The organism is Veillonella sp. R32, assembly GCF_010093125.1.
Classification (GTDB): Bacteria; Bacillota; Negativicutes; order Veillonellales; family Veillonellaceae; genus Veillonella_A.
The window spans coordinates 34,886-60,462 of the sequence record NZ_NMZQ01000003.1 but is presented as its reverse complement, the minus strand read 5'-3'; the positions used below and the strand labels follow the sequence as shown (position 1 = coordinate 60,462).

Genomic DNA, 25,577 nt, shown 5'->3' with positions numbered 1-25,577 from the left:
GATACATCTCCACGAACACCTTTTTTTTATGGCCTTAACGACTAGAATAAGGCGTAACAGTAAAGGAGATTAGAATGATACGTGAAGTGTTAGCCGGCAAAATTCATCGTGCTACGGTGACGCAAGCTGAGCTTGATTATGTAGGAAGTATTACCGTTGATTCAGAATTATTGAAAGCCGCTGGTATCTATGAATACCAGAAAGTAGATATTGTTAATATTAACAATGGGGAACGCTTTCAGACCTATACTATTAGTGGGGAAGCCAATAGTGGTGTAATTTGTTTGAATGGCGCGGCCGCTCGTTGTGCTTGTACGGGAGATATGATTATTATCATGGCCTATGGTCAATTAGCTGACGACGAAATTGAAAGTCATAAACCGTCCGTTGTGTTTGTGGATGAGAAGAACGCTATCGTAAGAGTGACGAACTATGAAAAACATGGTTTGTTAGCGGATATGAAGTAATTGTGCTGTCAGAGCAGAGCTATCTTCGCAAACGTGAACAACGAAAGGACGAAATACTATGAAAATCGTAACAACAATTGCAGATGTACGCGCCACCGTTAAGGCTTGGCGTCAGGCTGGTGAAACGGTAGGCTTCGTGCCTACCATGGGGTTCTTGCACGAAGGCCATGCCTCTTTGATTAGTCGCGCTGTAGCGGAAAATGATCATGTGGTGGTATCTACCTTTGTCAATCCTACTCAATTTGGCCCTACGGAGGATTTAGACGCGTATCCTCGTGATGAAGCTCGTGATGCGGCCCTTTGTGAAAGTATCGGTGCCGATATTATGTTCCGTCCCGATCCAGCAGAAATGTATGACAATCCTAAAGTATCGGTTGTTGTTAAAGATATGAATGAACATCTTTGTGGTCTCAGTCGCCCTATTCATTTCCATGGGGTTTGTACGGTGGTTACTAAATTATTTAACATTGTAACGCCAGATACCGCTTATTTTGGCGAAAAAGATGCGCAACAATTGGCGATTATTCGTAAGATGGTGGCTGATTTGAATATGCCACTTAAAATTGTAGGTTGCCCTATTGTGCGGGAAGCCGATGGTCTTGCCAAATCTTCGCGCAATACCTATTTGTCACCGGCTGAACGGGAAGCAGCGCTTTGCTTATCCCGTAGCATTTTCTATGGCCGTGACCATATTGCCGTGGGCATGGCAGCCAAAGAGTTAGAAACAGCGATGGAAGATATTATCGTCAAAGAGCCTTTGGCAAAAATAGAATATGTCAAAGTTGTAGACGCTTTGACTATGGATGATGTGACAATTATTGACCGACCAGTGTTGGTGGCTATGGCTGTGTATATTGGTAAAACACGTCTAATTGATAACTTTAGTTTTGATCCGAACGTAAGTAAGCAGTAGGCGCGCGCCAAGGAGGAACTATGAACGGACTGGTAAGCGTATTACAACGGATTACAGGGGTGATTACCAAGTACATTGGTGCTATCATCATCGCGTTTACGATTTGGGCTTGTTGGACACCGGACCTATTTAGCTGGACTGTTAGCTATACCTCCGTATTTTTAGGTATTGCTATGTTTGGCATGGGTTTATCTATCAAAGCGCAAGATTTTAAAATTGTATGGGCCCATCCTAAAGAAATTTTGTTAGGTGGGGTACTATTGCAATACACGATTATGCCCATTACCGCTTATGTTTTGTGTCAAGCCTTGCAGTTGCCTACGGATATTGCGATTGGTGTCATTTTAGTGGGCTGTTGCCCAGGCGGTACAGCTAGTAATGTAATTACCTACATTGCCAAAGGCGATGTAGCTCTATCAGTAGGGATGACGATTGCTTCTACCTTATTAGCCCCTTTGATTACGCCGTTTTTGATTTTCTCCCTCGGTGGTACTTGGGTAGAAGTATCCTTTTTAGCTATGGTTATATCCGTAGTTAAAGTCGTACTCTTACCGGTATTAATCGGTATCGCGATTCACCATTTCTTTGGTAAAAAACTAGAAGCCTTACTGGCTTGCATGCCATTAGTATCGTCAGTAGTTATTGTAATGATTATCGCTGGCATTATCTCCGTTAATGTAACTAAGATTTTTACGGCAGGCCTGTTAGTATTAGCAGTCGTTATGCTCCATAATATAATTGGCATGTGCTTAGGTTTGTTGGCGGCTAAAGTATTGCGCACGACCTATCCTAAAGCGACAGCCATTGCCATTGAAGTGGGTATGCAAAATAGTGGCCTTGCTGTATCGTTAGCTACCTTGCATTTTGCCATGAATCCATTGGCGACCTTGCCAGGCGCAATCTTTAGCGTATGGCACAATATTTCAGGGGCGATTTTTGCGTCTATACGTCAAAGGCATAGATTGTCAAAAACTATGATGCCTACTGAATTTGTAGGAGAAGCCGAATAGTCGATTTTTTGACGATTGTATACTAAAATGTAATATTATTAATTTATTATTCGTAAATGATAATTGACAGCTAAATGAAACGATGTTAAAATAGGTATATGAAAGATTGCATTTTGGCATAAGCGTGTAAAAATGATTAAAGACTTTTAAGGGAACGTTGTGGGAGTCTGTTGAAAATTTTCCGACGAGTGTCATCGGGAGGATGTGATCACAGCTAGACATAGGTCTATACAATGTCAGCTTGTGAACGGTAGTGGTTGTTGTTTATGAGCGGAGATATAGACTATATGCCTTGAAGAATATACTCTCCCTTAATAACAACATTGCTTGTGGGGACACATCGTTTATTATTTTGCTATTATTTATTTTGAATGTGAGCCATCACCTTCAGTGTTGTTATAAAACACTGGAGGTGTTTTTTTGTGGAAATGAATGGTTTGTATCTTGTAATCGCCTCGGCGTGTATCCTCGTCTTAGCGTATCGCTTTTACGGGGCATTCCTCGCGTCGAAGGTATTGGTGTTGGACCAATTCCGTCCTACACCAGCGGTCGTTCACAATGACGGCCACGACTATGTACCGACTAATAAGTGGGTAACATTTGGTCATCACTTTGCCGCTATTGCAGGCGCTGGTCCACTTGTTGGTCCTGTTATTGCTGCTCAATTCGGCTATTTACCAGGTTTACTTTGGATCTTAATTGGTTCTGTAGTAGCTGGTGCGGTGCATGATATGGTTATCTTATTTGCATCCGTTCGCTATGATGGTAAATCCATTGCGGATATTGCCAAAGAAGAAATTTCTAATTTAGCGAGTGTAGGCGCTATGCTTGCTACCTTGTTCTTGCTTATCATTACCTTAGCAGGGATGGCGGTAGTTGTGGCTAATGCCCTCCACAATTCTGCTTGGGGCTTCTTCTCCGTAAGTATGACAATTCCAATCGCTATCTTCGTAGGGATTTATTTACGTTGGTTACGTCCTGGTAAAATTCAAGAAGCCACTGTTATTGGGGTAGCCCTCATTTTTGCAGCCATTTTCTATGGCCCAGAAGTAGCAGCTTCTCAATATGCGTCTTGGTTTACTTATGATTTACAAACAATTGAAATCATGCTAGCTGTGTATGGTTTCTTTGCGGCTGCCTTACCAGTTTGGTTATTGTTAGCCCCTCGTGATTATTTATCCACTTATTTAAAAATTGGTACTATTGGCGCTTTAGCTCTTGGTATTATCATTGTAATGCCTGTAATTCAGATGCCAGCAGTTACTCAATTTATTCATGGTGGTGGCCCTGTCTTAAAAGGCTCTGTATTCCCATTCATCTTTATTACCATCGCTTGTGGTGCGTTGTCTGGGTTCCATACCGTTATTGCTACGGGTACGACGCCTAAGATGATTACCAACGAACGGGAAATTTTACCTATCGGTTATGGTGCAATGCTTACAGAAGCTTTCATTGCTATGATGGCTTTGATTGCCGCTACTGCATTACATCCTGATGATTATTTCGCTATTAACTCTACCGCTGAATCCTTCAAAGCTTTAGGCTTACAGGTTCACGAATTACCAGCCTTATCTGCTATGGTTGGGGAAGACTTAATGCATCGCCCAGGTGGTGCTGTATCCCTTGCTGTTGGTATGGCTCATATTTTCTCCAAATTGCCTAATATGGACCACTTAATGGGTTACTGGTATCACTTCTGTATCATGTTTGAAGCTTTATTCATCATGACCTTAATCGATGCTGGTACACGCGTAGGTCGTTACTTATTACAAGAACTATTAGGCCGTTTCTACAAACCACTTGAAAATGTTAACTGGGCACCTGGCGTATATGGCTGTGCGGCTCTTATCTGTATCATGTGGGGTTACCTCGTATTACAAGGTAACATCGGTATTATCTGGCCATTATTTGGCGTATCCAACCAGTTACTTGGCACTATGACCTTAGCTGTTGGTACTACCGTTATTATGCGCCTTGGTCACAAACGTTACGCTTGGGTAACGGGCGTGCCTTGCTTCTTCATGGCTATCATTGCTATTGCAGCGGACTTTGAAAACGTGTTCTACAGCTATATTCCTGCTGGTAAATGGACACTCGTTGCCTTCAGTGTTGTTATGTTCCTCATGATTGTTATCGTGTTGGTAGAAGCCGTACGTAGCTGGATTCGTTTGGCTAAGATGCCTCAAAGCTATCGTACACAGGCTGAAATCGAAGCAGAAAGCCTTAAAAAATATGGCACAGCTGCCAATGTAGAAGTAAAATAATATATTGGAAATTTGGTTTGAATGACAGTGTAAACTTGGTTTGAATGACATTGTTCATAGAAAGACTATCAGGGATTCTTAGGAGTCCCTGGTAGTCTTTTTTTGTTGTTTGTAAGCTAATTGTGAAATTTGCATAACAAATTTTGGAAGCGGAGCAAGAAGGAACGCCATAAGTATCTATTGAATTTGATTTTTAGTGCTGAAAATATAGTGTGTTGACGGACATAAAAATGAATAATGTATGAGTTAAAAGTATAGCTCTTTCAGAAAATACTGAAAAAATGTCTTGTGGGGGGGATTTTTGTGCTATTATTTTCTTGTAAAGCAGAGGACAAGCCCTGTGAGTGCTAAACAACCCTATCGGTAGATACGCCCCCCTAAATAATCGTTACGTGAACTAACGGTTAATACACAACACACACACAACACTTTGTGTATCTACTGACCCATACAGTGTTCACCTTGTCTTCTGTTTTCTAAATGTCGGCCATAGGTTTAGTTGTGATAAGGTGTATTGAATCGTAGAGGCTCCCATTTGTGAGACACCTCATGAATGGGCTTTTTTTGTAGCTGATAATATACTGTGTCACTATACTTTTGGCTTTATTAGAAGTATATAGCATGGATACTCTATGAGTGTTGATTGTAGAGCCGTGTTTATATAGTGTGTTTTGTAGTGAATCTTTTAAGGTGTAGGTACTGTACTACTATAAGGTTGTGACTGAGTAGGCAGGGCGTACGAGGAAAGGATGGATGAAGTGTGAATAAGATTTACAAGATTATTTGGAGCCGCACAAAGAACTGTTATGTGGTAGCTTCTGAGTTGGCTAAAGGGCAAAGCCGCAATAAGTCGGTCAGTGCTGTTAAGAAGTCAGCATTAGCGTTAGGTGTGGCACTGGCTCTAGTAGGTGTAATTCCAGTAGGACAAGTTGCTGCTGCGGGGAATTTTATTGACGATGAAAATGGGATTGCTATTGCAGGTCAACCAGCACTTAGCTACAAGATGGCAAAAGGTGAGAAATCAATTGCTATAGGTTGGACTGACCAATATGAGAATGTTACTTATCAGGTTCTTGCTAATGGTGATAACTCTATTGTATTAGGAAATGGTAGTCAGGCTAATGGTGACGAATCGTTAGCAATTGGTCGATATAGTGAAACACATTCTGATGGTGTTATTAGTATAGGTAAATGGGCAGGTTCGGGGACTGGTGGTACTTTTACAGATAAAGCTAAAAATTCTATTAATATAGGTACTGATTCGGGAGCTTTGGCTGAAAATGCAATCGCCCTAGGAACAGATACTCAGGCAAACAGTAAAAATTCTGTAGCGATAGGCTCATCTGCAATAACTAGAGGAAAAAATAGTACTGCTTTAGGCAATAATACAGTAGCTAATGGTGATAGTTCTGTTGCGTTGGGGAAAAAGGCCTTTGTTGTTGGTGCCTCTGGGATAGCAATAGGAGAGCACTCTTTGGCAGACGGTGAGCGATCCATGGCTCTAGGAGCGACAGGTGCAACGGAGTGGGATGCATTACTTGAACGAGAAGCAAATGGTGAAAAAATTTCTCCAGATGAGAAGGAAGCAGCTAGGTTGGTATGGCTTTCAGAAAGAACTACTGCAGAAGGCAAAGACTCACTTGCGATGATGAATGGTGCTAAGGCTGAAGGGGATAAATCCATTGCTATGGGAACTCATGCCAATTCTAAAGGAAATTCAGCGATTAGTATTGGTGATACTTCTAGTGCAGATGGTGAAGAGGCTATCGCTATTGGGAATAAGACTAAAACTTTATCAGGTAAAACTATTGCAATTGGTGGACAGTCTCAAAGTGATAATATTACACAAATTGGTACGAATTCAATTCTTTCAATGGCTATCGGTCAATCTGCTAATATCGGTAATAATGCACAAGGATCTATAGCATTAGGCCCTGATAGTAAAATTGATAATGGTGTTTCTTATGCTATAGCAGTTGGTAATAGTACGGTAGCTAGTGCTAGTTATTCTGTAGCTATTGGTGGTATAGCTTCAGTTGAGAATGCGTTTGGTACGGCGTTAGGTTATGGGGCGGTTGCTACTAAAGATAATGGTGTAGCTTTAGGTAATTATTCAGAAACAAATAAAGAGGCTGCTCAGATAAGTGATACAACGATTACAAAAGGTGAGGTAAGCAAGACTTTTGGAACGTATGCAGGTACAGCTGTTAGTGTAGTATCTGTTGGTGGTTCTAGTGATGTTTCTGAACGTCAAATTATTAATGTAGCCCCAGGGGAAGTATCGGCTACGTCTACAGATGCTATTAATGGCTCTCAATTGTATGTTGTGGCGGATCAAGTAGTACAAAATGCAGCGGATATTAAAGCCACTACTTCTACGGCTACATCTACAGCTACTGCAGTAGATACTAAAGGCATAACATTTGCTGGTGATAGCGGCACAGAGACTCTTAAAAAATTAGGCGACAAAATTTCTGTGACTGGTGGTAATACAACAGCCACTGCGTTAACTGACGGCAATATTGGTGTTGTAGCTGGTAGCGAAGGATTGGCTGTTAAGCTGGCTAAAAATTTAGATCTCACTGCTGATGGTGGCTTAACAGTAGGCACTACTACTATCAAAAACAATGAAGTGAAAGCTGCTGACACGACTATAGATGCAAGTGGAATTACAACCAATAAGTTAGCGATTACTAATGGTCCATCGATGGATGCAAATGGAATCAATGCAGGAAATAAAAAGATTTCTGGTGTAGCGAAAGGTGTAGCAAGTACTGACGCAGTTAATGTAGATCAATTAAATTCAACGGTTCAGAGCTCTGTTGCTAATATTAGCTTTGATTTTGCTGGTGATGTAGCTAATGCAGATGGTGGCAAAACAGAATTTACAAGAACTAATACACAAAAAATTACTGTTACAGGAGGCGCTAAGGCAGTTACCGCAAAATCTGATTTATCTGAAGGTAATATTGGGGTAGTCGTAGATGACTCAACGGGTACATTAGCAGTTAAATTAGCTAAAGATATTGATTTATCTGAAGATGGTTCCATTACTATGGGAAAAACAGTTGTTGACAAGGACCATGTAACGGTAGGCGATACAACAATTAATAGTAGTGGTGTTGCTACGAATAAAATCGCCATAACTGGTGGACCAAGTATGGATGCAACTGGAATTAATGCAGGAAATAAAAAGATTTCTGGTGTAGCGAAAGGTGTAGCAGGTACTGACGCAGTTAATGTAGATCAATTAACTTCAACGGTTCAGAGCTCTGTTGCTAATATTAGCTTTGATTTTGCTGGTGATGTAGCTAATGCAGATGGTGGCAAAACAGAATTTACAAGAACTAATACACAAAAAATTACTATTACAGGAGGCGCTAAGGCAGTTACCGCAAAATCTGATTTATCTGAAGGTAATATTGGGGTAGTAGTAGATGACACAACGGGTACATTAGCAGTTAAATTAGCTAAAGATATTGATTTATCTGAAGAGGGTTCCATTACTATTGGGAAAACAGTTGTTGACAAGGACCATGTAGCGGTAGGTGATACAACAATTAATAGTAGTGGTGTTGTTACGAATAAAATCGCCATAACTGGTGGACCAAGCATGGATGCTACTGGTATTAATGCAGGAGGCAAAAAGATTAGCGGCGTAGCTAAAGGTAAAGACGACTCTGATGCAGTTAATGTAGGCCAGTTAAAAGAGTCTTTAAGTACAGCTGTAGGAAATATTAGCTTGAATTTTGCTGGTGATATTGCAGATGAAGATGGGCATAAATTTTTTGCAAGAAAATCAGGCACAACGATTAAAATTACTGGTGGTGCTCAAGCGATTACAGATACTAGCCAATTGAGTGAAGGCAATATTGGCGTAGTAGTAGATGCTAAATCTGGTGAGTTAGCTATTAAATTGGCAAAAGACATTGGTTTAACTGATGGCAGTGTAACGACGTCTAATACAGAGGAGAAAACAAAAGGCGTACTAGCAGGAGATAAGTTAACCTTGACTGAAAATGAATCAGCTGATGGTGCATCTTTTGACAAGAAAGCGGAAATTAGCAGTGGCGAAATGAGTATGTCAGATAAAGATGGTAACAATACATCGATTAAATCTGATGGAATTAAAGTAAGTGCTGGCGATGATAAACCAAGTTCAAGTTTAGGTAATGATGGCTTACGCATTGAAAGTCCTGACGGCGATAAGAGCAAAGAAGTTTCCATTACAGATAAAGGTTTAAATAATGGTGGTCAGCAAATTAAAAATGTTGCAGCTGGCACAGAAACGTCTGATGCGGTAAACCTAGGCCAATTAACTGATAAGATTGGTGAAGCTATTGGCGATATTAGTTTAGGCTTTGTTGGAGATGATGGCAATAAAGTTGCTATTGGTGATGGTGGAATATTAGGTTTAGCCGGTGGCGTAACGGATAAAAAACAATTGTCTGATGGTAATATTGGAGTAATCAGTAATGAGACTGGTAATGGCTTTGATATTAAATTAGCTAAAGATTTAACTGGTTTAAATTCTGTAACCACTGGTAACACGACTATTAACAATGATGGTCTTGCCGTAAAAGGTAAAGATGGCAAAGATGGTGCTGTTATTACTAATGATGGCCTTGCTATTAAAGGTGAAGATGGTAAAGATAAAGTCGTTGTTAAAGGCGATAAGGTTGACATGGGTGGTAATGTAATCCACAATGTTGGCGCAGGGGAAGCGCCAAGCGATGCAGTAAATCGTGGTCAGTTAGATGCGGTAAGCGATCGTGTAGATGGGTTAACCGGTGATTTAGGTAATTTAAATGGCCGTGTGAACAAATTGAATAACCGTGTTAACGAAGTTGGTGCTGGTGCGGCTGCGTTAGCGGCGTTAAATCCATTAGATTTCAATCCTGATGATAAATGGAACTTTGCCGTAGGCTATGGTAATTATAAAAATGCGGATGCCTTTGCCATTGGTGCTTACTATCAGCCAAATGAAGATACTCGTTTCAGTATTGGTAGTACCTTAGGCAATGGCGATGAAATGATTAATGCTGGTGTAAGTATCCGCTTTGGTCAATCCAATGGCGTCTCTACGTCGCGCGTAGCGCTTGCTAAGGACGTAGAATCCTTGAAACGTATTGTTCAACAGTTAGTGGCTGAAAATGAACAATTGCGTCGTGGCGGTAATGGCATGACCTCGGGCTATCCAGATATTTCTGATCGTGAATTCCCAGATGTACCTAAGAACCATTGGGCTTATGAATATGTGGATACTATCACTAAGAAAGGCTTCACAATCGGCTATCCTGATGGCGAATTCAAAGGCGATCGTACCCTTACTCGTTATGAATTTGCAGCGGTTGTATATCGTGCCCTCAAAAATGGTGCTGAAATTGATGGTGGTATGGCTCGTGCTATCGATGAATTTGGTCCAGAGTTGGCTCGTCTTGAAGGCCTTGACCACAGTCGTGTTGACCGTGTGGCTGGTGAAGATAATGATCGCTTCAAGATTGAACGTCTTCGTGTAAATAACAAAGATAATGCAGAAACTGGTGATTATCGCGATATTTACGGAAGTAAAATTCAAAAAGAAGAAGTAGCTCAATAAGACGGCTATAATTTTTAGAAACGACTGCATAGAAGTGCCTTCTATGCAGTCGTTTTCTTATACCCATATATTGAAGTTCTTCTCATTTTGTGCTAGAGTAAGCATATAATGATATTCTATAGTATAGGAGATTTGTAACGATGAGTGCAAAACCAATGACAGTTTCGTATAATTGCCGTGAACAGCTTTGTATTGAAGCGGCGCCAGGACCAGGAGCTATTGTGATTTTTGGGGCTTCTGGTGATTTGACGAAACGAAAATTGTTACCTGCTGTATATGCTTTATTTCAGCGGAAATTATTGCCAGAAAAGTTTGCCGTAATTGGTGTAGCTCGTACGGAAATGAGTAATGAAGACTTCCAAGAGGAAGTTCGTGAGGCCATGTTGGCGAATGGTGATACCGTAACAGAGGAGTTCTTACATCGTTTTTCCTATGTGGCAGGGCAATATACGGAAGCAGATACGTTTAAGCGTTTGCAAACGGAGCTTACGCGTGTCAGTGAGGAACATGGCACAGAAGGGAATGCTCTTTTCTACTTGGCTATGCCGCCTACTATGTTTGAACCGATTGTAAAGGGGTTAGCTGAGCAAGGCTTGCTGGCTGAAGAGGATGCTTGGGCCCGTGTAATTATTGAAAAACCATTTGGTCATGACTTAGAAAGTGCTGTAGCTCTTGATAAGTCCTTAAAGCGTTATATTAAAGAATCGCAGACTTACCGTATTGACCATTATTTGGGTAAAGAAACGGTACAGAATATTTTGATGCTCCGTTTTGCTAATTCTATTTTTGAACCGCTTTGGAATCATACCTATATTGAAAAAGTAGAGATTACGGTAGCGGAAGAATTAGGCGTTGAAAAACGAGCTGGTTACTATGATAAGGCTGGTGCCTTACGGGATATGTTCCAGAATCACATGGTACAGATGTTATCTTTGATTGCTATGGAACCACCGGCCGTATTTGAAGCGGATGCGTATCGTGATGAAATTGCTAAATTAATTTCCTCGATTCGTCCGTTGGATGGGCAGGACTTAGGGCATATTTCTGTCCGTGGTCAATATGTGGAATCGGTAGATCCTGAGCGACCGGCAGCTGGGTATCGTAAAGAGGAAGGCGTTTCACCACGGTCACAAACAGAAACGTATGTGGCGTTAAAATTATTTATCGATAATTGGCGCTGGCGTGGTGTACCATTCTATATGCGTACGGGTAAGCGATTACCAAAGAAATCCAGTGAAATTGCCATTACCTTTAAGCCAATTCCCCATTCGATTTTCAAACCTATCCGCCCTAAAGATTTTAACCAGAATGTGTTGTTATTACGCATGCAGCCTCATGAAGGGATGGGCTTATCCATTGAAGTTAAGTCGCCTGGCTCTAAATTATGTGTGAATACGTTGGATATGGATTTCTCTTACAGCGATTTTATGCAAGGGGAAGATATTCCAGATGCGTACGAACGTCTTATTTTAGATGCTTTATTAGGGGACCAGACCCTGTTTGTACGCAATGATACGGTGGAAGCATCGTGGCAATTATTCATGCCATTATTGCGTGCGTGGGAGGCTAATTTAGAAAATGTGCCTCTTTGTTTCTATCCCGCTTTCAGTGAAGGACCTAAAGAAACAAATGAAATTTTGGAAGGAGGTTCCTTACAATGGCGCAAGATTTAATTCATGCTTTTGAAACGCCACAAGAAGTGGCTGAAGCGGTAGCTAATGCCTTTGTGGCTTTGACAAATCAATGTATTGCTCAGACCGGTTCTTGTGTAGTAGCCATTTCAGGTGGCACAACTCCTAATACTTTATTTGAATTATTGAATACTGATACCTATCGGACCCAATTGGACTGGGAACGCATTTATTTCCTATGGGTAGATGAACGATTTGTACCTCAAACAGACCCTGATAATAATTTTTTCCGTGCTAAAGAACGACTATTTGCTTATATTGGTGGCAGTAGCCATTTTTATCCAGTACCTACCAATGGCGGCACTGTAGAAGAAGCGGCCGAAGCGTATGAAAAAGAAGTGCTTATGGTGCTTCGCGCTTGTGAAAAAGACGGGGTTGATTTAGCGTTACTAGGGCTTGGTGATGATGGTCATACGGCCTCTTTATTTGCTCGTTCCCGTGCCCTTGATGAAACGAGCCGTGCCGTTATTCCTGTAACGGATGGCAAAGTATGGCAACGTGTGAGCATGTCGTTTCCGTTCTTAGCGAAAGCTAAACAGGTATGGTTTACGGTAGTGGGCGAGTCAAAAGCGGCTGCGTTGGGTCGTGTGCTACGGCAACGGGCTGATTATGCTGATGAAGCTTGGCAAAATCGGATTGGTCATGTCTTGCCTGGCGCTGTCCTATCTCAAGACGAAGTTGTATGGTATGTGGATAAGGCAGCAAAAAACTAATTTACTAAAGGTATATATATTTTGACAATTTGCTATGACTAATCTATAGCTATTTAGGCTCTTTTCGTGTTACACTGTAAAGAGAAACGATTGTATTGTAGCTAAACGAGGTGAAAATTATGTTTAATTTCGGAACACAAGAATTGATTTTAGTGCTAGTAATCGCACTGGTTGTGTTCGGACCAGGTAAGCTACCAGAAGTAGGCAAAGCCATTGGTAAGGGCATTAATGAATTTAAAGATGCAGTAAGTTCTGACAAGAAAAAAGAAGAAAAAGTATCTGATGTAGCCAAAGTGGAAACGATTGATGTGGAAGCGGGCGCTATTAACGATAAAAAGCATAAAGACGCAGAATAATGAATCTGTTAAGGCCTCCCTATGCCGTCAGGCCGAGGGAGGTCTTTGTGCCGTTAGCTAGGTAATATATTGTGAGCTGATTCATAGTTGAGAAGATGAATCAGAGATTGGAGGAACTTTTATGTGTAAAGATTGCGGCTGTGGCAGTACAGGCCATGCTCATCAACAAGTTTTCAATGTACCAGGGATGATGTGCAGTAACTGTGAAAATACAGTTAAAACAGCAGTGCTAGGTTTACCAGGTGTTATGTCAGCAGATGTGGATTTAAAATCTAAAGATGTAACAATTTCCTATGATAGTAATAAAGTAAATGCTGATGCTATTAAAGAAGCTATTGATGCTACTGGCTTTGAAGTGGCTTCGGTATCAGCAGCTACACATGCTCATGAGCACGGCGGTCTCATGGGTACGCTTAAACGTTTATTTAAGTAAGATGCGATGCGTCCGTTGCAGAACGGACGTATTTTTTTTGAGGTGAAGCGAATGATTAAAACCTTTGATGAAGAAAATTATACTTGGGACGGCGTGGATACCTTAGTGTATAAACAAGATGGCAGTCCTTTCAAAGATGTGACCCGTCAGGTCCTTTTCAATGGGGCCTTTGACATTCCTTGTCAGTTTCGCTATTTTGAAGTAAAGCCTGGTGGCTATTCTACCTTAGAACATCACGAACATACCCATATGGTTATGATTTTCCGTGGTCATGGTCAATGCTTATTGGGGGATGCCATTGTAGATGTAAAAGTAGGCGATTTCATTGAAATTCCAAGCCACACCATTCATCAATTCCGGGCCAACAAGGGGGATTATGTAGGCTTTTTATGTCTAGTGAATGTGGAACGGGACAAAGTAAAAATTCCGAGTGCTGAGGAAATTGAAGCATTAAAAGCTAATCCAGCGATAAAAGAATTTTTAGAAAGTTGTTAAAACCTATTCTTTGTGTTATAATTAAGCGTTATCACTGTAAGCTGTTTCAGGCAAAGGCTTGGCAAGGGCAGGGATAACGCTTTATACTGCTGCGTAATGAATCGTGCCTGCACGCTTCATTTCACACATATACTTTTGATTTGTAGCGAAACAGGAGGCATACATACATGATTCGCGAAGATATTCGTAATGTTGCAATTATTGCACACGTTGACCATGGTAAAACAACTTTGGTAGACGCTTTATTAAAACAGAGCCATATTTTTAGAGAGAATGAAAAAGTGGCAGAACGCGTAATGGACTCTAATGATTTGGAAAGAGAACGTGGGATTACCATTTTGTCTAAAAATACGGCTGTTATGCACAATGGTGTTAAAATTAATATCGTTGACACCCCAGGCCATGCTGACTTTGGTGGCGAAGTAGAACGTGTACTTAACATGGTTGACGGCGTATTATTATTGGTTGATGCTTTTGAAGGGCCTATGCCACAGACCAAATATGTACTTCGTAAAGCCTTGGAACAAAAATTAAAACCAATCGTAGTTATTAACAAAATTGACCGTCCAGATCAACGTGTTCATGAAGTAGAAGATGAAGTATTAGAATTATTCATGGAGCTTGAAGCTGACGATGATCAATTGGATTTCCCTGTAGTATATGCATCAGCTCGTGATGGCATTGCTAAAGCTAGCATGGAGGATGAAGGCAAAGATATGCAGCCTTTATTTGAAGTATTGCTTAAAGAAATTCCAGCGCCACAAGGCGATATTGATGGCCCATTACAGTTCATGGTAACAACCCTTGACTATGATGATTATGTAGGTAAAATTGCGGTTGGTCGTATCGTGCGTGGTCGCATGAAAACGAATCAACAAGTGGTTATCATGAATGGTGAAAGCACTCGCAAAGCTAAAATTGGCCGTGTATACACTTATAATGGTTTGAACCGTGTAGAAACTGACGAAATGGCTATGGGTGATATTACCGCTTTTGTAGGTATTGAAGATATTAACATTGGTGAAACTGTAGCTGATGCAGAACATCCAGAAGCATTACCAGCGATTACCATTGATGAACCTACTTTATCTATGGTGTTCTCTGTAAATAATTCGCCATTTGCTGGTCGCGAAGGGGATTATGTAACAAGCCGTCATTTACGTGACCGTTTGTACAAAGAAGTGGAAACCAACGTATCCATGAAAGTAGAAGAAACAGAATCACCAGATGCGTTCAAAGTATCCGGTCGTGGTGAACTTCATTTGGCCGTTTTAATTGAAACTATGCGCCGTGAAGGGTATGAATTACAAGTAGGTAAACCTCGCGTAATTTATAAACGCATCAATGATCAATTGTGCGAACCATTAGAATATTTAACCATTGACGTACCACAAGAATTTATGGGTACCGTTATGGAAAACTTAGGGGCTCGTAAAGCTGAATTGATTAACATGACGGAATTGGCTGGTTACTTACGTATGGAATTTATCATTCCAGCTCGTGGCCTTATCGGTTTCCGTGCTCAATTCTTAACAAGCACTAAAGGGAATGGTATTATGAACCATGTATTCCACGGTTATGCTCCATTTAAAGGGGAAATCCCAGGCCGTACCCGTGGTGCTTTAGTAGCTTTCGAAGATGGTGAAACTACACCATATGGCTTGAACTCCATTCAAGACCGTGGTACTTTATTCATCGGACCAAATGAACCAGTATATACAGGTCGTGTTATTGGTGAAAATGCTCGTGAAACAGATATGGACGTTAACCCATGTAAGAAAAAACATGTTACTAACATGCGTTCCAGCTCCTCTGATGAAGCGGTACGCTTAGTACCACCTCGTATTTTCAGCTTAGAACAAGCCTTAGAATGGATTAACGACGACGAATTGGTAGAAGTAACGCCTAAGAGCATTCGTATGCGTAAAGCTATCTTAGATCGCGCAGCTCGTGCTAAAGCGGCTAAAAACGCACGTTAAGCGATTGTTATGAATCGATGGTCAGGACGTTCGACGCGCAAGTCTGAGTCAAAGACCTATGAGTTGCGTTTAACAGGGGAAACCTTAGCCTATACGGTGACGTGGAAAGCTATTAAAAACATCAATTTGCGGGTCATGCCCAATGGCGCTGTAAAAGTATCGGCCCCTTGGCGCACGCCAGCGACGGTTATATCTCGGTTTGTTGATGAGCATAAGGGCTTCATTGCTAAGGCGCGACAACGGTTCGCAGCTTACCAGCGGCCCGAAGTCACTACCACCTATGAAACGGGTGAGCTATTTCACATTTTGGGGTATACAGCACGGTTACAAGTAGAACTGTGTGAACCACAACATGCGCCTTATGTGACTTGGAGCGAGTCTGAGCCAGAGCGGGTATATATGTATGTGAAACCGGGGAGTACCGTGATGGATAGGGCGCAACTGATGATGCGTTTTTGGTTAGACTTATGCGAATCGGCGGTGAAGGATATGTGCGATTATGTATATAATCGTTATATCGCTGCAGGCTATGATGTACCATATCCTAGTCTGCGGGTTCGCCAAGCCAAGACTCGTTGGGGTTCCTGTTCGTTGCGCACACAGCGCATTATGATTAATCAACAATTACTTAGGGGGCCTCGTCATTTCCTGGAATATGTAATGATTCATGAATTTGCTCATTTTATGCAACCAAATCATTCGCCTAAGTTTTGGCAAATTGTGGCTGAATTTATGCCACAGTGGCAGACTGTACGTCATGAATTGACAGCCTATTTCCGTGGGTATTAGGCTTATATAGCAACCATACATTTGGTGTATGTGATATAATTAAATAAGGTACAGAATTAGGACTGACCTCTTGGTCGGTCCTTTTTATATAAAATAAATCTAGCGTAAAGGAGGGAACCTATGAAACCATTTGTTCATTTGCATGGTCATACTGAATATAGCTTGCAAGATGGGATTAGTCGTTTACCCCAGATGGTAGCTCGCGCCAAAGAACTAAACATGCCAGCTTTGGCCATTACGGATCATGGGAACATGTGTGGGGCCATTTATTTTTATAAAGAAGCCGTTAAAGCGGGGATCAAACCTATTATTGGTTGCGAAGTGTATGTAACGACGGGGAGTCGTTTTGATAAAGACGCAAGTAATGCCAAGCAGGAGCGTTTGAAGCATTTAATTTTGTTAGCTGAAACGATGGAAGGGTATCAAAATTTAACGAAAATTGTATCCCGTGGTTTCACGGAAGGTTTTTATCGTAAACCTAGAGTGGATCATGAATTATTGCGTCAGCATAGCCAAGGGATTATTGCGTTGAGTGCTTGTATTCAAGGGGAAATTCCACAGTGTATTTTACAGGATAATCCAGAAGGGGCGCGCCGTGCTTTGGAAACATATCTTGATATATATGGGAAAGATAACTTTTTCTTAGAAATTCAAAATCATGGCTTACCGGCGGAAGTAAAAGCCCAAGAAGCCTTGGTAGCCTTGGCTAAAGAGTATGGTGTAGGCCTTGTTTGCTCCAATGATTTTCACTATGTCTTAAAAGAAGATGCGGATGCACAAGATATTAAAGTCTGCATTGCCACAGGGGCCAAAGTGGACGAACCGAATCGTTTAAAATTCCCTAATGACGAGTTTTATATGAAAAGTGGCGATGAGATGGCTGCTTTATTCGGCCATATTCCAGAAGCTATGGAAAACACCTTAGCCATTGCGGAGCGCTGTAATGTTACCTTCAATTTTGACGAGCATCATTTGCCACATTTTGATGTGCCGGAAGGGGAAAATGCAACTACTTACTTACGTCATTTGTGTGAACGAGAAATTCCACGCCTCTATGGGGTGGTGACCCCAGAGTTGCAGCAACGATTAGATTATGAATTGTCCGTTATTGCGCAAATGGGTTTTGATGATTACTTTCTTATCGTTTGGGATTATGTGCGCTATGCAAGGGAGCACGACATATTAGTAGGTCCTGGCCGTGGTAGTGCGGCTGGTTCGGTAGTGGCCTATTTGCTTGGTATTACGGGCTTAGATCCATTAAAATATAATTTGCTCTTTGAACGATTTTTGAATCCAGAGCGTATTAGCATGCCTGATATTGATATTGACTTTTGCTACGAAAAACGTGGCAAAGCCATTGAATATGTAACGCAGAAATATGGGCAAGCGCGGGTGGCACAGATTATTACTTTTGGTACGGAAGCCGCACGGGCCGTTATTCGTGATGTAGGGCGCGTGCTGAATCATCCGTTACCAGAAGTGAATCGTTTGGCGAAGATGATTCCTAATGAATTAGGCATTACCTTAGATAAGGCTTTAAAAGGTAAAGAATTGAAAGCGGCTTACGAAAGCAGTCCGCAGGTGAAACAGCTATTTGATTATGGCCGTAAGCTAGAAGGTATTGTGCGTAATGCATCTACTCATGCAGCGGGGGTCGTAATTTCAGCCGCCCCTTTAGAAGATCATGTGCCGATTCAAAATGCCAATGATAGTGGCTTTGTGACGCAGTATGATAAAGATAATATTGAAGAATTAGGCCTATTAAAAATGGACTTTTTAGGCTTGCGTACCTTAACGGTTATGGGCGACGCCCTAGCGTTAATTAAAGCTAATCGAGGTATTGATTTAGATTTAGATGCGATTCCGCTCGATGATAAGGAAGCCTGTGAATTGCTCACTAAAGGGGATACGCCAGGGGTGTTCCAGCTCGAATCGGAAGGAATTACTAAGTTGGTCATGGACTTACGGCCTACTCATTTTGAAGATCTAATTCCTTTAGTGGCTCTATATCGGCCAGGCCCTTTGGGCAGTGGCATGGTAGAAGACTTTATTAAACGCCGTCACGGTGAAATGGACATTACCTATTTACATCCACTGTTGGAGCCTATTTTGAAAGATACCTTTGGGGTTATTTTATACCAAGAACAGGTTATGCAGATTGCCTCCGCCATGGGCGGTTTCTCCTTGGGGCAAGCCGATTTAATGCGCCGTGCCATGGGGAAAAAGAAGGAATCGGTGCTAAAAGCACAGCGGGAATCTTTTATTGAAGGGGCCACGAAGAACGACATTGATCCAGCCATTGCGAATGAAGTATTTGATTTGCTCGTATATTTCGCAGGCTATGGCTTTAATAAATCCCATAGTGCGGCCTATGCTTATATTGCCTATCAGACGGCGTATTTAAAAGCTCATTATTATCCTGAATTTATGGCTGCTACCATGACTAGTTTTATGGCTAATGTGGATAAGCTAACCTATTACATTAATGATTGTAAGAAACATGGGGTTAAGGTCTTAGGTCCCGATGTTAACTATGGGGAACAAGCCTTTGCTGTACAGAATGGGGCTATTCGTTTTGGTTTAGGTGGCGTGAAAAGTGTAGGCGATAATGCGATTCAACAGCTTTTAATTGAACGGCAAAAGGGTGGTTTGTATACGTCTCTCTTAGATTTTTGTAAGCGCGTTGATTCAAAGGTTATTAATAAACGCTTATTAGAAAGCTTAATTCGTTGTGGCGCTATGGATAGTTTCAAGGAAAACCGTAATCAATTGTTAGCTATGTATGAAGGGGCGCAAAGTTTAGGGCAACGATTACAAAAAGAGGAAGCGCGTGGTACGATGAGTCTCTTTGGCGATGACGTAACTGTTGAGGAAACGATTGAGGTGCCTGACTTACCCGATTTGCCTTCAGAAGAAAAACTGCGTGATGAAAAAGAATATACTGGGTTCTATATTACGGGCCATCCGTTAAATGCCTTTGCTGAAGAATTAAACGGCTTGTTTGAATTAGGTAAGCTCAATGATAATCCCGAACAATACGATGGGCAGACAGTAGTTATAGGTGGTCTCATTGTGGAAAAATCCGATAAAGTTACGCGGCGTAATGATATTATGTCCGTTATACGGGTGGAAGATTTCTCTGGTTCGGCTGCTGTGGTAGCATTTCCACAGGTATTCCAGCAGAGTCAGGCCTATTTAGCCGTTGATATGGCGGTGCGTATTACAGGGCGTATTGATGCCGATGAAAAGGGCGTGCAAATTATTGCGGATTCAGTGAAGCCTTTGAAGGTGAATTATGAAAAGGCTAAGCAAGTCATTATTCATATTCGCCCTGGTTTTGATACGGCTGAAGCAAGTAATCGCTTAAAAAAAGTATTGCTTGAAACGGATGGGACGGTTCCAGTCTCTTTCTACCTACATCGACAGCGCAAACGAATTGATGTGGCGAAGGAATATTTTATTCAACCTGGGACTCAAATTTGCCAAGCTATCGAAAAAATTTTAGGCCCTGATAGTGTGGAAATTATGTAGAACACTGGTGTATAATGGGTATTATGAAGGGAAAACATAGGCTTTATATCAATCCATTATAAGTGAGGTATTCTACTATGAAGAAAACTAAGATTGTTTGTACTATCGGACCGAGCACAGACGCACCAGATGTGTTGGAACATATGTTGGAAGCGGGCATGAATGTGGCTCGTTTTAACTTCTCCCATGGCTCCTATGAAGAACATACGAAGCGTATGAATGCTGTGCGCGAAGCATCTCGCAAGACGGGGATTCCGGTAGCGCTTATGCTTGACACCAAAGGCCCTGAAATTCGCTTAGGTCATTTCAAAGACGGTAAAGTTATGCTAGAAGCAGGTAAACCGTTTACTTTGACTATGCGTGATGTAGAAGGGGATGCTACCATTTGCTCTGTCAATCATAAAGGCCTAGTTGATGATGTAACGGTAGGTTGTCAGATTTTGTTATCTGATGGATTGGTTACGTTGAATGTTGAAAAAATTGAAGGTACTGAAATTTATACAACGATTCAAAATAGTGGTCCTATGAGTGATCGCAAACGCGTTGCGGTGCCAGGGATTCCACTTAGTTTGCCACCTGTATCAGACAGTGATATGGCAGATTTGCGCTTTGGCTGTCAGCAAGGGGTTGACTATGTAGCGGCTTCTTTCATGCAACGGGGCAGTGATGTAGTAGCCATTCGTCGCATTTTAGAAGAAGAAGGCAAGGATATTAAGATTATTTCTAAGATTGAAAATGAAGAAGGTATCAATAACTTAGATGATATTTTACGCATGTCCGACGGCCTTATGGTAGCACGTGGTGATTTAGGGGTAGAAATTCCTGCTGAAGAAGTACCAGTGCTTCAAAAAATGATGATTAGCAAATGTAATAAGGCATCTAAGCCTGTTATTACGGCGACCCAGATGTTAGAGTCTATGACGAATAATCCACGTCCTACTCGTGCTGAAGCGAGTGATGTAGCTAATGCAATCTTAGATGGCACCGATGCAGTCATGTTGTCTGGTGAAACCGCAGGCGGTAAATATCCAGTAGAAGCGGTGCAGACTATGGCTCGCATTGCGGAAGTGACGGAGCATTCCACCTTGTATTGCAATATGGAACACCCATTTGTGGCTGATACGGTGCAAACTACGGAAGCTATTAGTGCTGCTACCGTAACCGTTGCTAAGAATTTGGATGCTGCCGCTATTATTACTTGCACAGAAACAGGTAAAACGGCGATGAGCATTTCTCGTAATCGTCCATTGGCAAAGATTTTAGCGGTAACACCACATGAAGAAACTGTACGACGTGTACAATTATATTGGGGCGTAGAAGCAGTGCAAGGCATGGCTCATGCTAATTCTGATGAAATGGTACACAGTGCGATTAGTGCTTCTTTAGCAGAAAATCGGATTGAGTCTGGTGATTTAGTAGTTATCACGGCTGGGGTACCATCTGGTACAGCAGGGACAACCAATATGATTCGCGTTCATGTGGTAGGGCAAGCCGTATTAGCTGGCAATGGTGTAGGCAAAGGAGCGGCTACAGGCCGAGTATGTATTGCCTATGAGGGCGCTCAAGCACAAGCTAAATTCCGCGATGGTGATATTTTAGTAGTTCGTACGTTAGAAGCGGACTTAATGCCATTTGCTAAACGGGCCAGTGCTATTATTGCCGCCGAAGATGGTTTTACATCAGCGGCTGCTATTGCAGGGATTAACTTTGGTATTCCTGTAGTATTGGGCGTGGCAAATGCAGAATTAACAATTAAAGATGGTGAAGTGATTACTGTTGATGGATCCCGTGGTAAAGTCTTTGAAGGAATTGCTAATGCTCGTTAGTTAGTTCATTGGAGTCAGTGTGCCATATATCCATGACAGTCAGAATTAAGGAGGTTTTTATGAATTACTCTATGCCAGTGAATGCTGAGCAATCGGTAGTTTCTCAAGTGGTAGCGCGTAAGTTGCGCAATTCTATGCTATGGATGGGGTGGGGGATTTTAACGACCTTTGTCACCTTATTAGCAGCTTTATTTAATCCTCAATGGCTCAATATGGCAGCGTCCAATTATAATATTATATTACTCATTGAATTGGGTGTGGTGATTCTATTTAGTGCTCGTCAGATGAGTGCTAGTTTGACCGCACTCAAAGCGATGTTTTTTGTGTATTCTATTCTTAATGGCTTAACCTTAGCCGTACTAAGTGTGGTCTATGGTAGCAGCGCCTTTTTCTACGCCTTTCTAGGTACTGTAGCCTTTTTTGGTAGCTTCGCTATTATTGGGGGCGTGATTAAAAAGGATTTGACCTCTTGGTCTACGTACTTAATTGGTGCGGTGGTAGCCCTTATTATTGTGAGCTTATTGAACATGTTCTTCTTCAATAGTGGCATTGTTAATTTAGGTCTAGGCGCCTTGGGGGTTATTATTTTCACCATTTTTACAGCGGTGGATGTAAACCGGATTAAAGGCTTATTGACCGTAGCTGCACTAGAAGATGATGATGTGTTGGAACGCATTGAATTAATCGGCGCTTTAATGCTATATTTAGATTTTATTAATATTTTCTTATCCATCTTGCGCTTTTTCCGCAGAGACTAAGGGGGCCTTGTTATGGATGAAAAAGAGTGGCAAACCTTTGTTACTGTTGTGGCGGAAGGGAATATTACCAAAGCAGCGGATAAGCTATTTCTCTCGCAACCAGCGCTAAGTTATCGCTTGCGCCATTTAGAAGAAGATTTAGGCTGTCCTTTGTTATTACGTACTAATGAAGGGATTACCTTGACGCCTCAAGGGGAAGTATTTCATGCTTATTGTCGGCGTATGCTAGAAGAAACGGAAAGTTTAAAGCAATCCATTGGTGAAATGAGCGGCGAGATTCAAGGTACTTTGAAAATTGCTTCGTCCATTAACTTTGCAGACTATCAATTGCCGCATTTATTGAGTTTATTTACTGAAAAATATCCTCATATTCATATGCAGGTAAAATCAGGTTATAGTTCTCATGTTAATAAGATGTTTAATGGGGGCGAAGTTATGATTGCCATTACTCGTGGTAATTTTAAAGAATCTACGAATTCTATTAAACTCTTTGAAGAGCCTTATTGTCTGGTCTACAAAGATAAGGTTAGTATCGATGATTTAGCCTCCTTGCCTTGGATTCAATATCGTACGGATGGCTCCATTTCGTCCATTGTAGAAAGCTGGCGCAGTGAAAACTTACCTACCAGTTTAGAACCGGCTATGGAGCTTGACTCCATGGTAACTTGCCGTCACTTTGTGCGGGAAGGCTTAGGCTGGGCTATTTTACCTTATTTAGGTCTAGGTTCTTGTAAAGATGAGGGCATCCATGTGGCACCGATTTATCACAAGGATGGAACTCCATTTATGCGTAGTACTTTATTGCATTTTAGTGAAGTCAGCACTAAGCTAATTGCCGCTAAAACCTTTATTGACTATGTGTGTGAACATTATAAGGATTACACACCCGTGGATATTGAATTTTAGTGCTGAGTTAATCAAGTTGTAATCGTGAATAATTACTTCATAAGTAAAAGCACTGACTTATGCTGATATTGCAAATTATACGATATATTTAAAGAATCTTTTCGAAAAAATCGAAAAGATTCTTTTTTTATGCTATTTTAAAGGGTATTACTCAAAGTAATGTAAAGCATGAAAAAATGTCGATAAAAAATTTATGCAGCGCATATAAGCTTTTTATTTTTCAGATGACTTATAGACCGATATAATGAGCTTACAGGTTGAGCAAGAGCATAACTTGCACGAACTTGTAGGTTGTGTTTTAAGTTTGTTATATGTATGAATTAAGGAGTTTTTACAGAATGAACAGCAGCAAATTAATTAAAATTGCAGTTATGGCGTTGATTCCGTTAATCATTTGGTTTACACCACCGCCAGAAGGACTTGAAGTAAATGCGTGGCGTTTATTTGGGTTCTATTTGACCGCCATTGTAGGCCTTGTTATTAAACCTTGGGGTGCTCCCGTAGTCTTATTAGTATCGATTGCAGCATCTTCTATTTTCTTGAATAATACGTCTGCCGTATTATCTGGTTACGCTTCTTCCACTTTGTGGTTGGTATTCTCGGCGTTTGCTTTGTCTGTTGCCTTTGTAAAAACGGGCCTTGGACGCCGTATTGCGTATCATCTAATTGGGATGTTTGGTTCTACTGTGTTACGTTTGGGTTATGTAACCGCTATTTTAGACTTTATCATCTCCCCAGTAACACCATCCAATACAGCTCGTGCTGGTGGTATCGTTTACCCAATCATCAATGCGACGGCTCGTGCGCTTGGTTCTGAACCAGGTGAAACGGCTAAAAAAGCGGGTGCTTACTTAAGTGCTAATACTTACATGGTAACTAAAGTTACATCCTTTATGTTCGCCACTGCTATGGCGCCAAACTTATTGGCTGCTGACTTCATGAATAAGATTTTAGGTGTTGATCTTAACTGGGGTGTATGGGCGTTAGCCATGGTTATTCCAGGTCTTGTTATGTTATTGGCAGTACCATTTGTTACTTACATTTTTGAACGTCCTACTTTGACTAAGATTGACAATCACACGATTGCTAAACAAGGTCTTGAAGATTTAGGGCCAATGAAATTAAGTGAAAAAATCTTGGTTGCTATCTTCATCCTTGCGTTACTTGGTTGGGCGATGCCTTCTATTTTAGAACAAGGTTTTGGTATTAAATTCTCCATCAATGCGACAGCTGTAGCGGTAGCAGCGATGTGTTTATCTATCGTATGTAATGTTATTAAATGGGATGATGTACTTAAAAGTAATGGTGCTTGGAACACGTTCATTTGGTTCGGCGGTATCATTGGTATGTCTAGTGCGTTGAGCAAAGTAAAATTCTTTGAATGGTTAGCTAAATTCATGGAAACCCATATTCACTTCGGTGAAAACGCATTCATTGCGCTTGTGATTATCGGCTTTATCAGCGTAGTAGTACGTTACTTGTTCGCTTCTGGTAGTGCCTATGTAGTAGCTATGTTACCAGTATTCTTAACAGTTGGTAAAGTAGCAGGTATTGATCCAATGGGGCTTGCACTTGTATTAGCAGCGACTAACTCTTATGGTGGTGCTTTAACTCACTACGGCGGGGCCGCAGCGCCAATTATCTTTGGTGAAGGCTTTAATGATGTTAAGACTTGGTGGATTGTTGGTGGCTTAGTAGCTATCGTATGTTTCGTATTAACGATGACAGTTGGTTACGGTTACTGGTCCGCTATTGGCCTCATTAAATAAGTTTTGTTATTAACTCAGGTGGAGCTTAGCTCCCCTTGAGTGTTAGTAAATTATATATTTTAGTTCTTTTTAGGTTTA

General features: G+C 41.3%; 17 protein-coding genes. All 17 read left to right on the top strand.

The window, feature by feature from the left end:
* The first annotated feature begins 74 nt into the window (after positions 1-74).
* The 17 genes from panD (at position 75) to VER_RS00875 (ending at position 25,499) form a co-directional block, all read left to right on the top strand.
* Complete coding sequence (gene panD, locus VER_RS00955) at positions 75-467, top strand: aspartate 1-decarboxylase (RefSeq protein WP_162099022.1); 393 nt, start codon at positions 75-77, stop codon at positions 465-467.
* Between the two features lie 58 nt (positions 468-525).
* A complete protein-coding gene (panC, locus tag VER_RS00950) occupies positions 526-1,380 on the top strand; it encodes a pantoate--beta-alanine ligase (protein ID WP_162099021.1) in 855 nt (284 codons plus the stop codon).
* 20 nt (positions 1,381-1,400) lie between these two features.
* Complete coding sequence (locus tag VER_RS00945) at positions 1,401-2,390, top strand: bile acid:sodium symporter family protein (protein WP_162099020.1); 990 nt, start codon at positions 1,401-1,403, stop codon at positions 2,388-2,390.
* Positions 2,391-2,812: 422 nt separating this feature from the next.
* Complete coding sequence (locus tag VER_RS00940) at positions 2,813-4,654, top strand: carbon starvation protein A (RefSeq protein ID WP_162099019.1); 1,842 nt, start codon at positions 2,813-2,815, stop codon at positions 4,652-4,654.
* 760 nt (positions 4,655-5,414) lie between these two features.
* A complete protein-coding gene (locus VER_RS00935; RefSeq protein WP_162099018.1) occupies positions 5,415-10,253 on the top strand; it encodes an ESPR-type extended signal peptide-containing protein in 4,839 nt (1,612 codons plus the stop codon).
* Between the two features lie 140 nt (positions 10,254-10,393).
* Positions 10,394-11,926 carry a glucose-6-phosphate dehydrogenase gene (gene zwf, locus VER_RS00930; protein WP_162099017.1) on the top strand — a complete coding sequence of 511 codons (1,533 nt, stop codon included), beginning with the start codon at positions 10,394-10,396 and terminating at the stop codon, positions 11,924-11,926.
* Complete coding sequence (gene pgl, locus VER_RS00925) at positions 11,911-12,657, top strand: 6-phosphogluconolactonase (protein ID WP_162099016.1); 747 nt, start codon at positions 11,911-11,913, stop codon at positions 12,655-12,657. Before zwf ends, pgl begins: the two co-directional genes overlap by 16 nt.
* A gap of 119 nt (positions 12,658-12,776) precedes the next feature.
* Entirely contained in the window at positions 12,777-13,013 is a 237-nt protein-coding gene (locus VER_RS00920; RefSeq protein WP_115310921.1) for a twin-arginine translocase TatA/TatE family subunit, read from the top strand.
* Positions 13,014-13,134: 121 nt separating this feature from the next.
* On the top strand, positions 13,135-13,446 hold the full coding sequence (locus VER_RS00915) for a heavy-metal-associated domain-containing protein (RefSeq protein WP_162099015.1): 312 nt from the start codon (positions 13,135-13,137) through the stop codon (positions 13,444-13,446).
* 51 nt (positions 13,447-13,497) lie between these two features.
* A complete protein-coding gene (locus tag VER_RS00910) occupies positions 13,498-13,941 on the top strand; it encodes a cupin domain-containing protein (RefSeq protein WP_162099014.1) in 444 nt (147 codons plus the stop codon).
* Positions 13,942-14,108: 167 nt separating this feature from the next.
* On the top strand, positions 14,109-15,920 hold the full coding sequence (typA, locus tag VER_RS00905) for a translational GTPase TypA (RefSeq protein ID WP_162099013.1): 1,812 nt from the start codon (positions 14,109-14,111) through the stop codon (positions 15,918-15,920).
* Between the two features lie 9 nt (positions 15,921-15,929).
* On the top strand, positions 15,930-16,709 hold the full coding sequence (locus tag VER_RS00900) for a M48 family metallopeptidase (RefSeq protein ID WP_162099012.1): 780 nt from the start codon (positions 15,930-15,932) through the stop codon (positions 16,707-16,709).
* A gap of 120 nt (positions 16,710-16,829) precedes the next feature.
* Positions 16,830-20,240: a DNA polymerase III subunit alpha gene (locus VER_RS00895; protein ID WP_162099011.1), complete on the top strand. Its 3,411-nt coding sequence runs from the start codon at positions 16,830-16,832 to the stop codon at positions 20,238-20,240.
* A 77-nt stretch (positions 20,241-20,317) separates the two neighbouring features.
* Positions 20,318-22,066 (top strand): pyruvate kinase, encoded by a 1,749-nt coding sequence (gene pyk, locus VER_RS00890; protein ID WP_162099010.1) that lies wholly within the window; start codon positions 20,318-20,320, stop codon positions 22,064-22,066.
* A gap of 59 nt (positions 22,067-22,125) precedes the next feature.
* Positions 22,126-22,824, top strand: coding sequence for a Bax inhibitor-1/YccA family protein (locus tag VER_RS00885; protein WP_162099009.1), 699 nt, complete (start codon positions 22,126-22,128; stop codon positions 22,822-22,824).
* Between the two features lie 12 nt (positions 22,825-22,836).
* Entirely contained in the window at positions 22,837-23,730 is an 894-nt protein-coding gene (locus VER_RS00880) for a LysR family transcriptional regulator (protein WP_162099008.1), read from the top strand.
* Positions 23,731-24,068: 338 nt separating this feature from the next.
* On the top strand, positions 24,069-25,499 hold the full coding sequence (locus VER_RS00875) for an anion permease (RefSeq protein ID WP_162099007.1): 1,431 nt from the start codon (positions 24,069-24,071) through the stop codon (positions 25,497-25,499).
* The last annotated feature ends 78 nt before the right edge of the window (positions 25,500-25,577 follow it).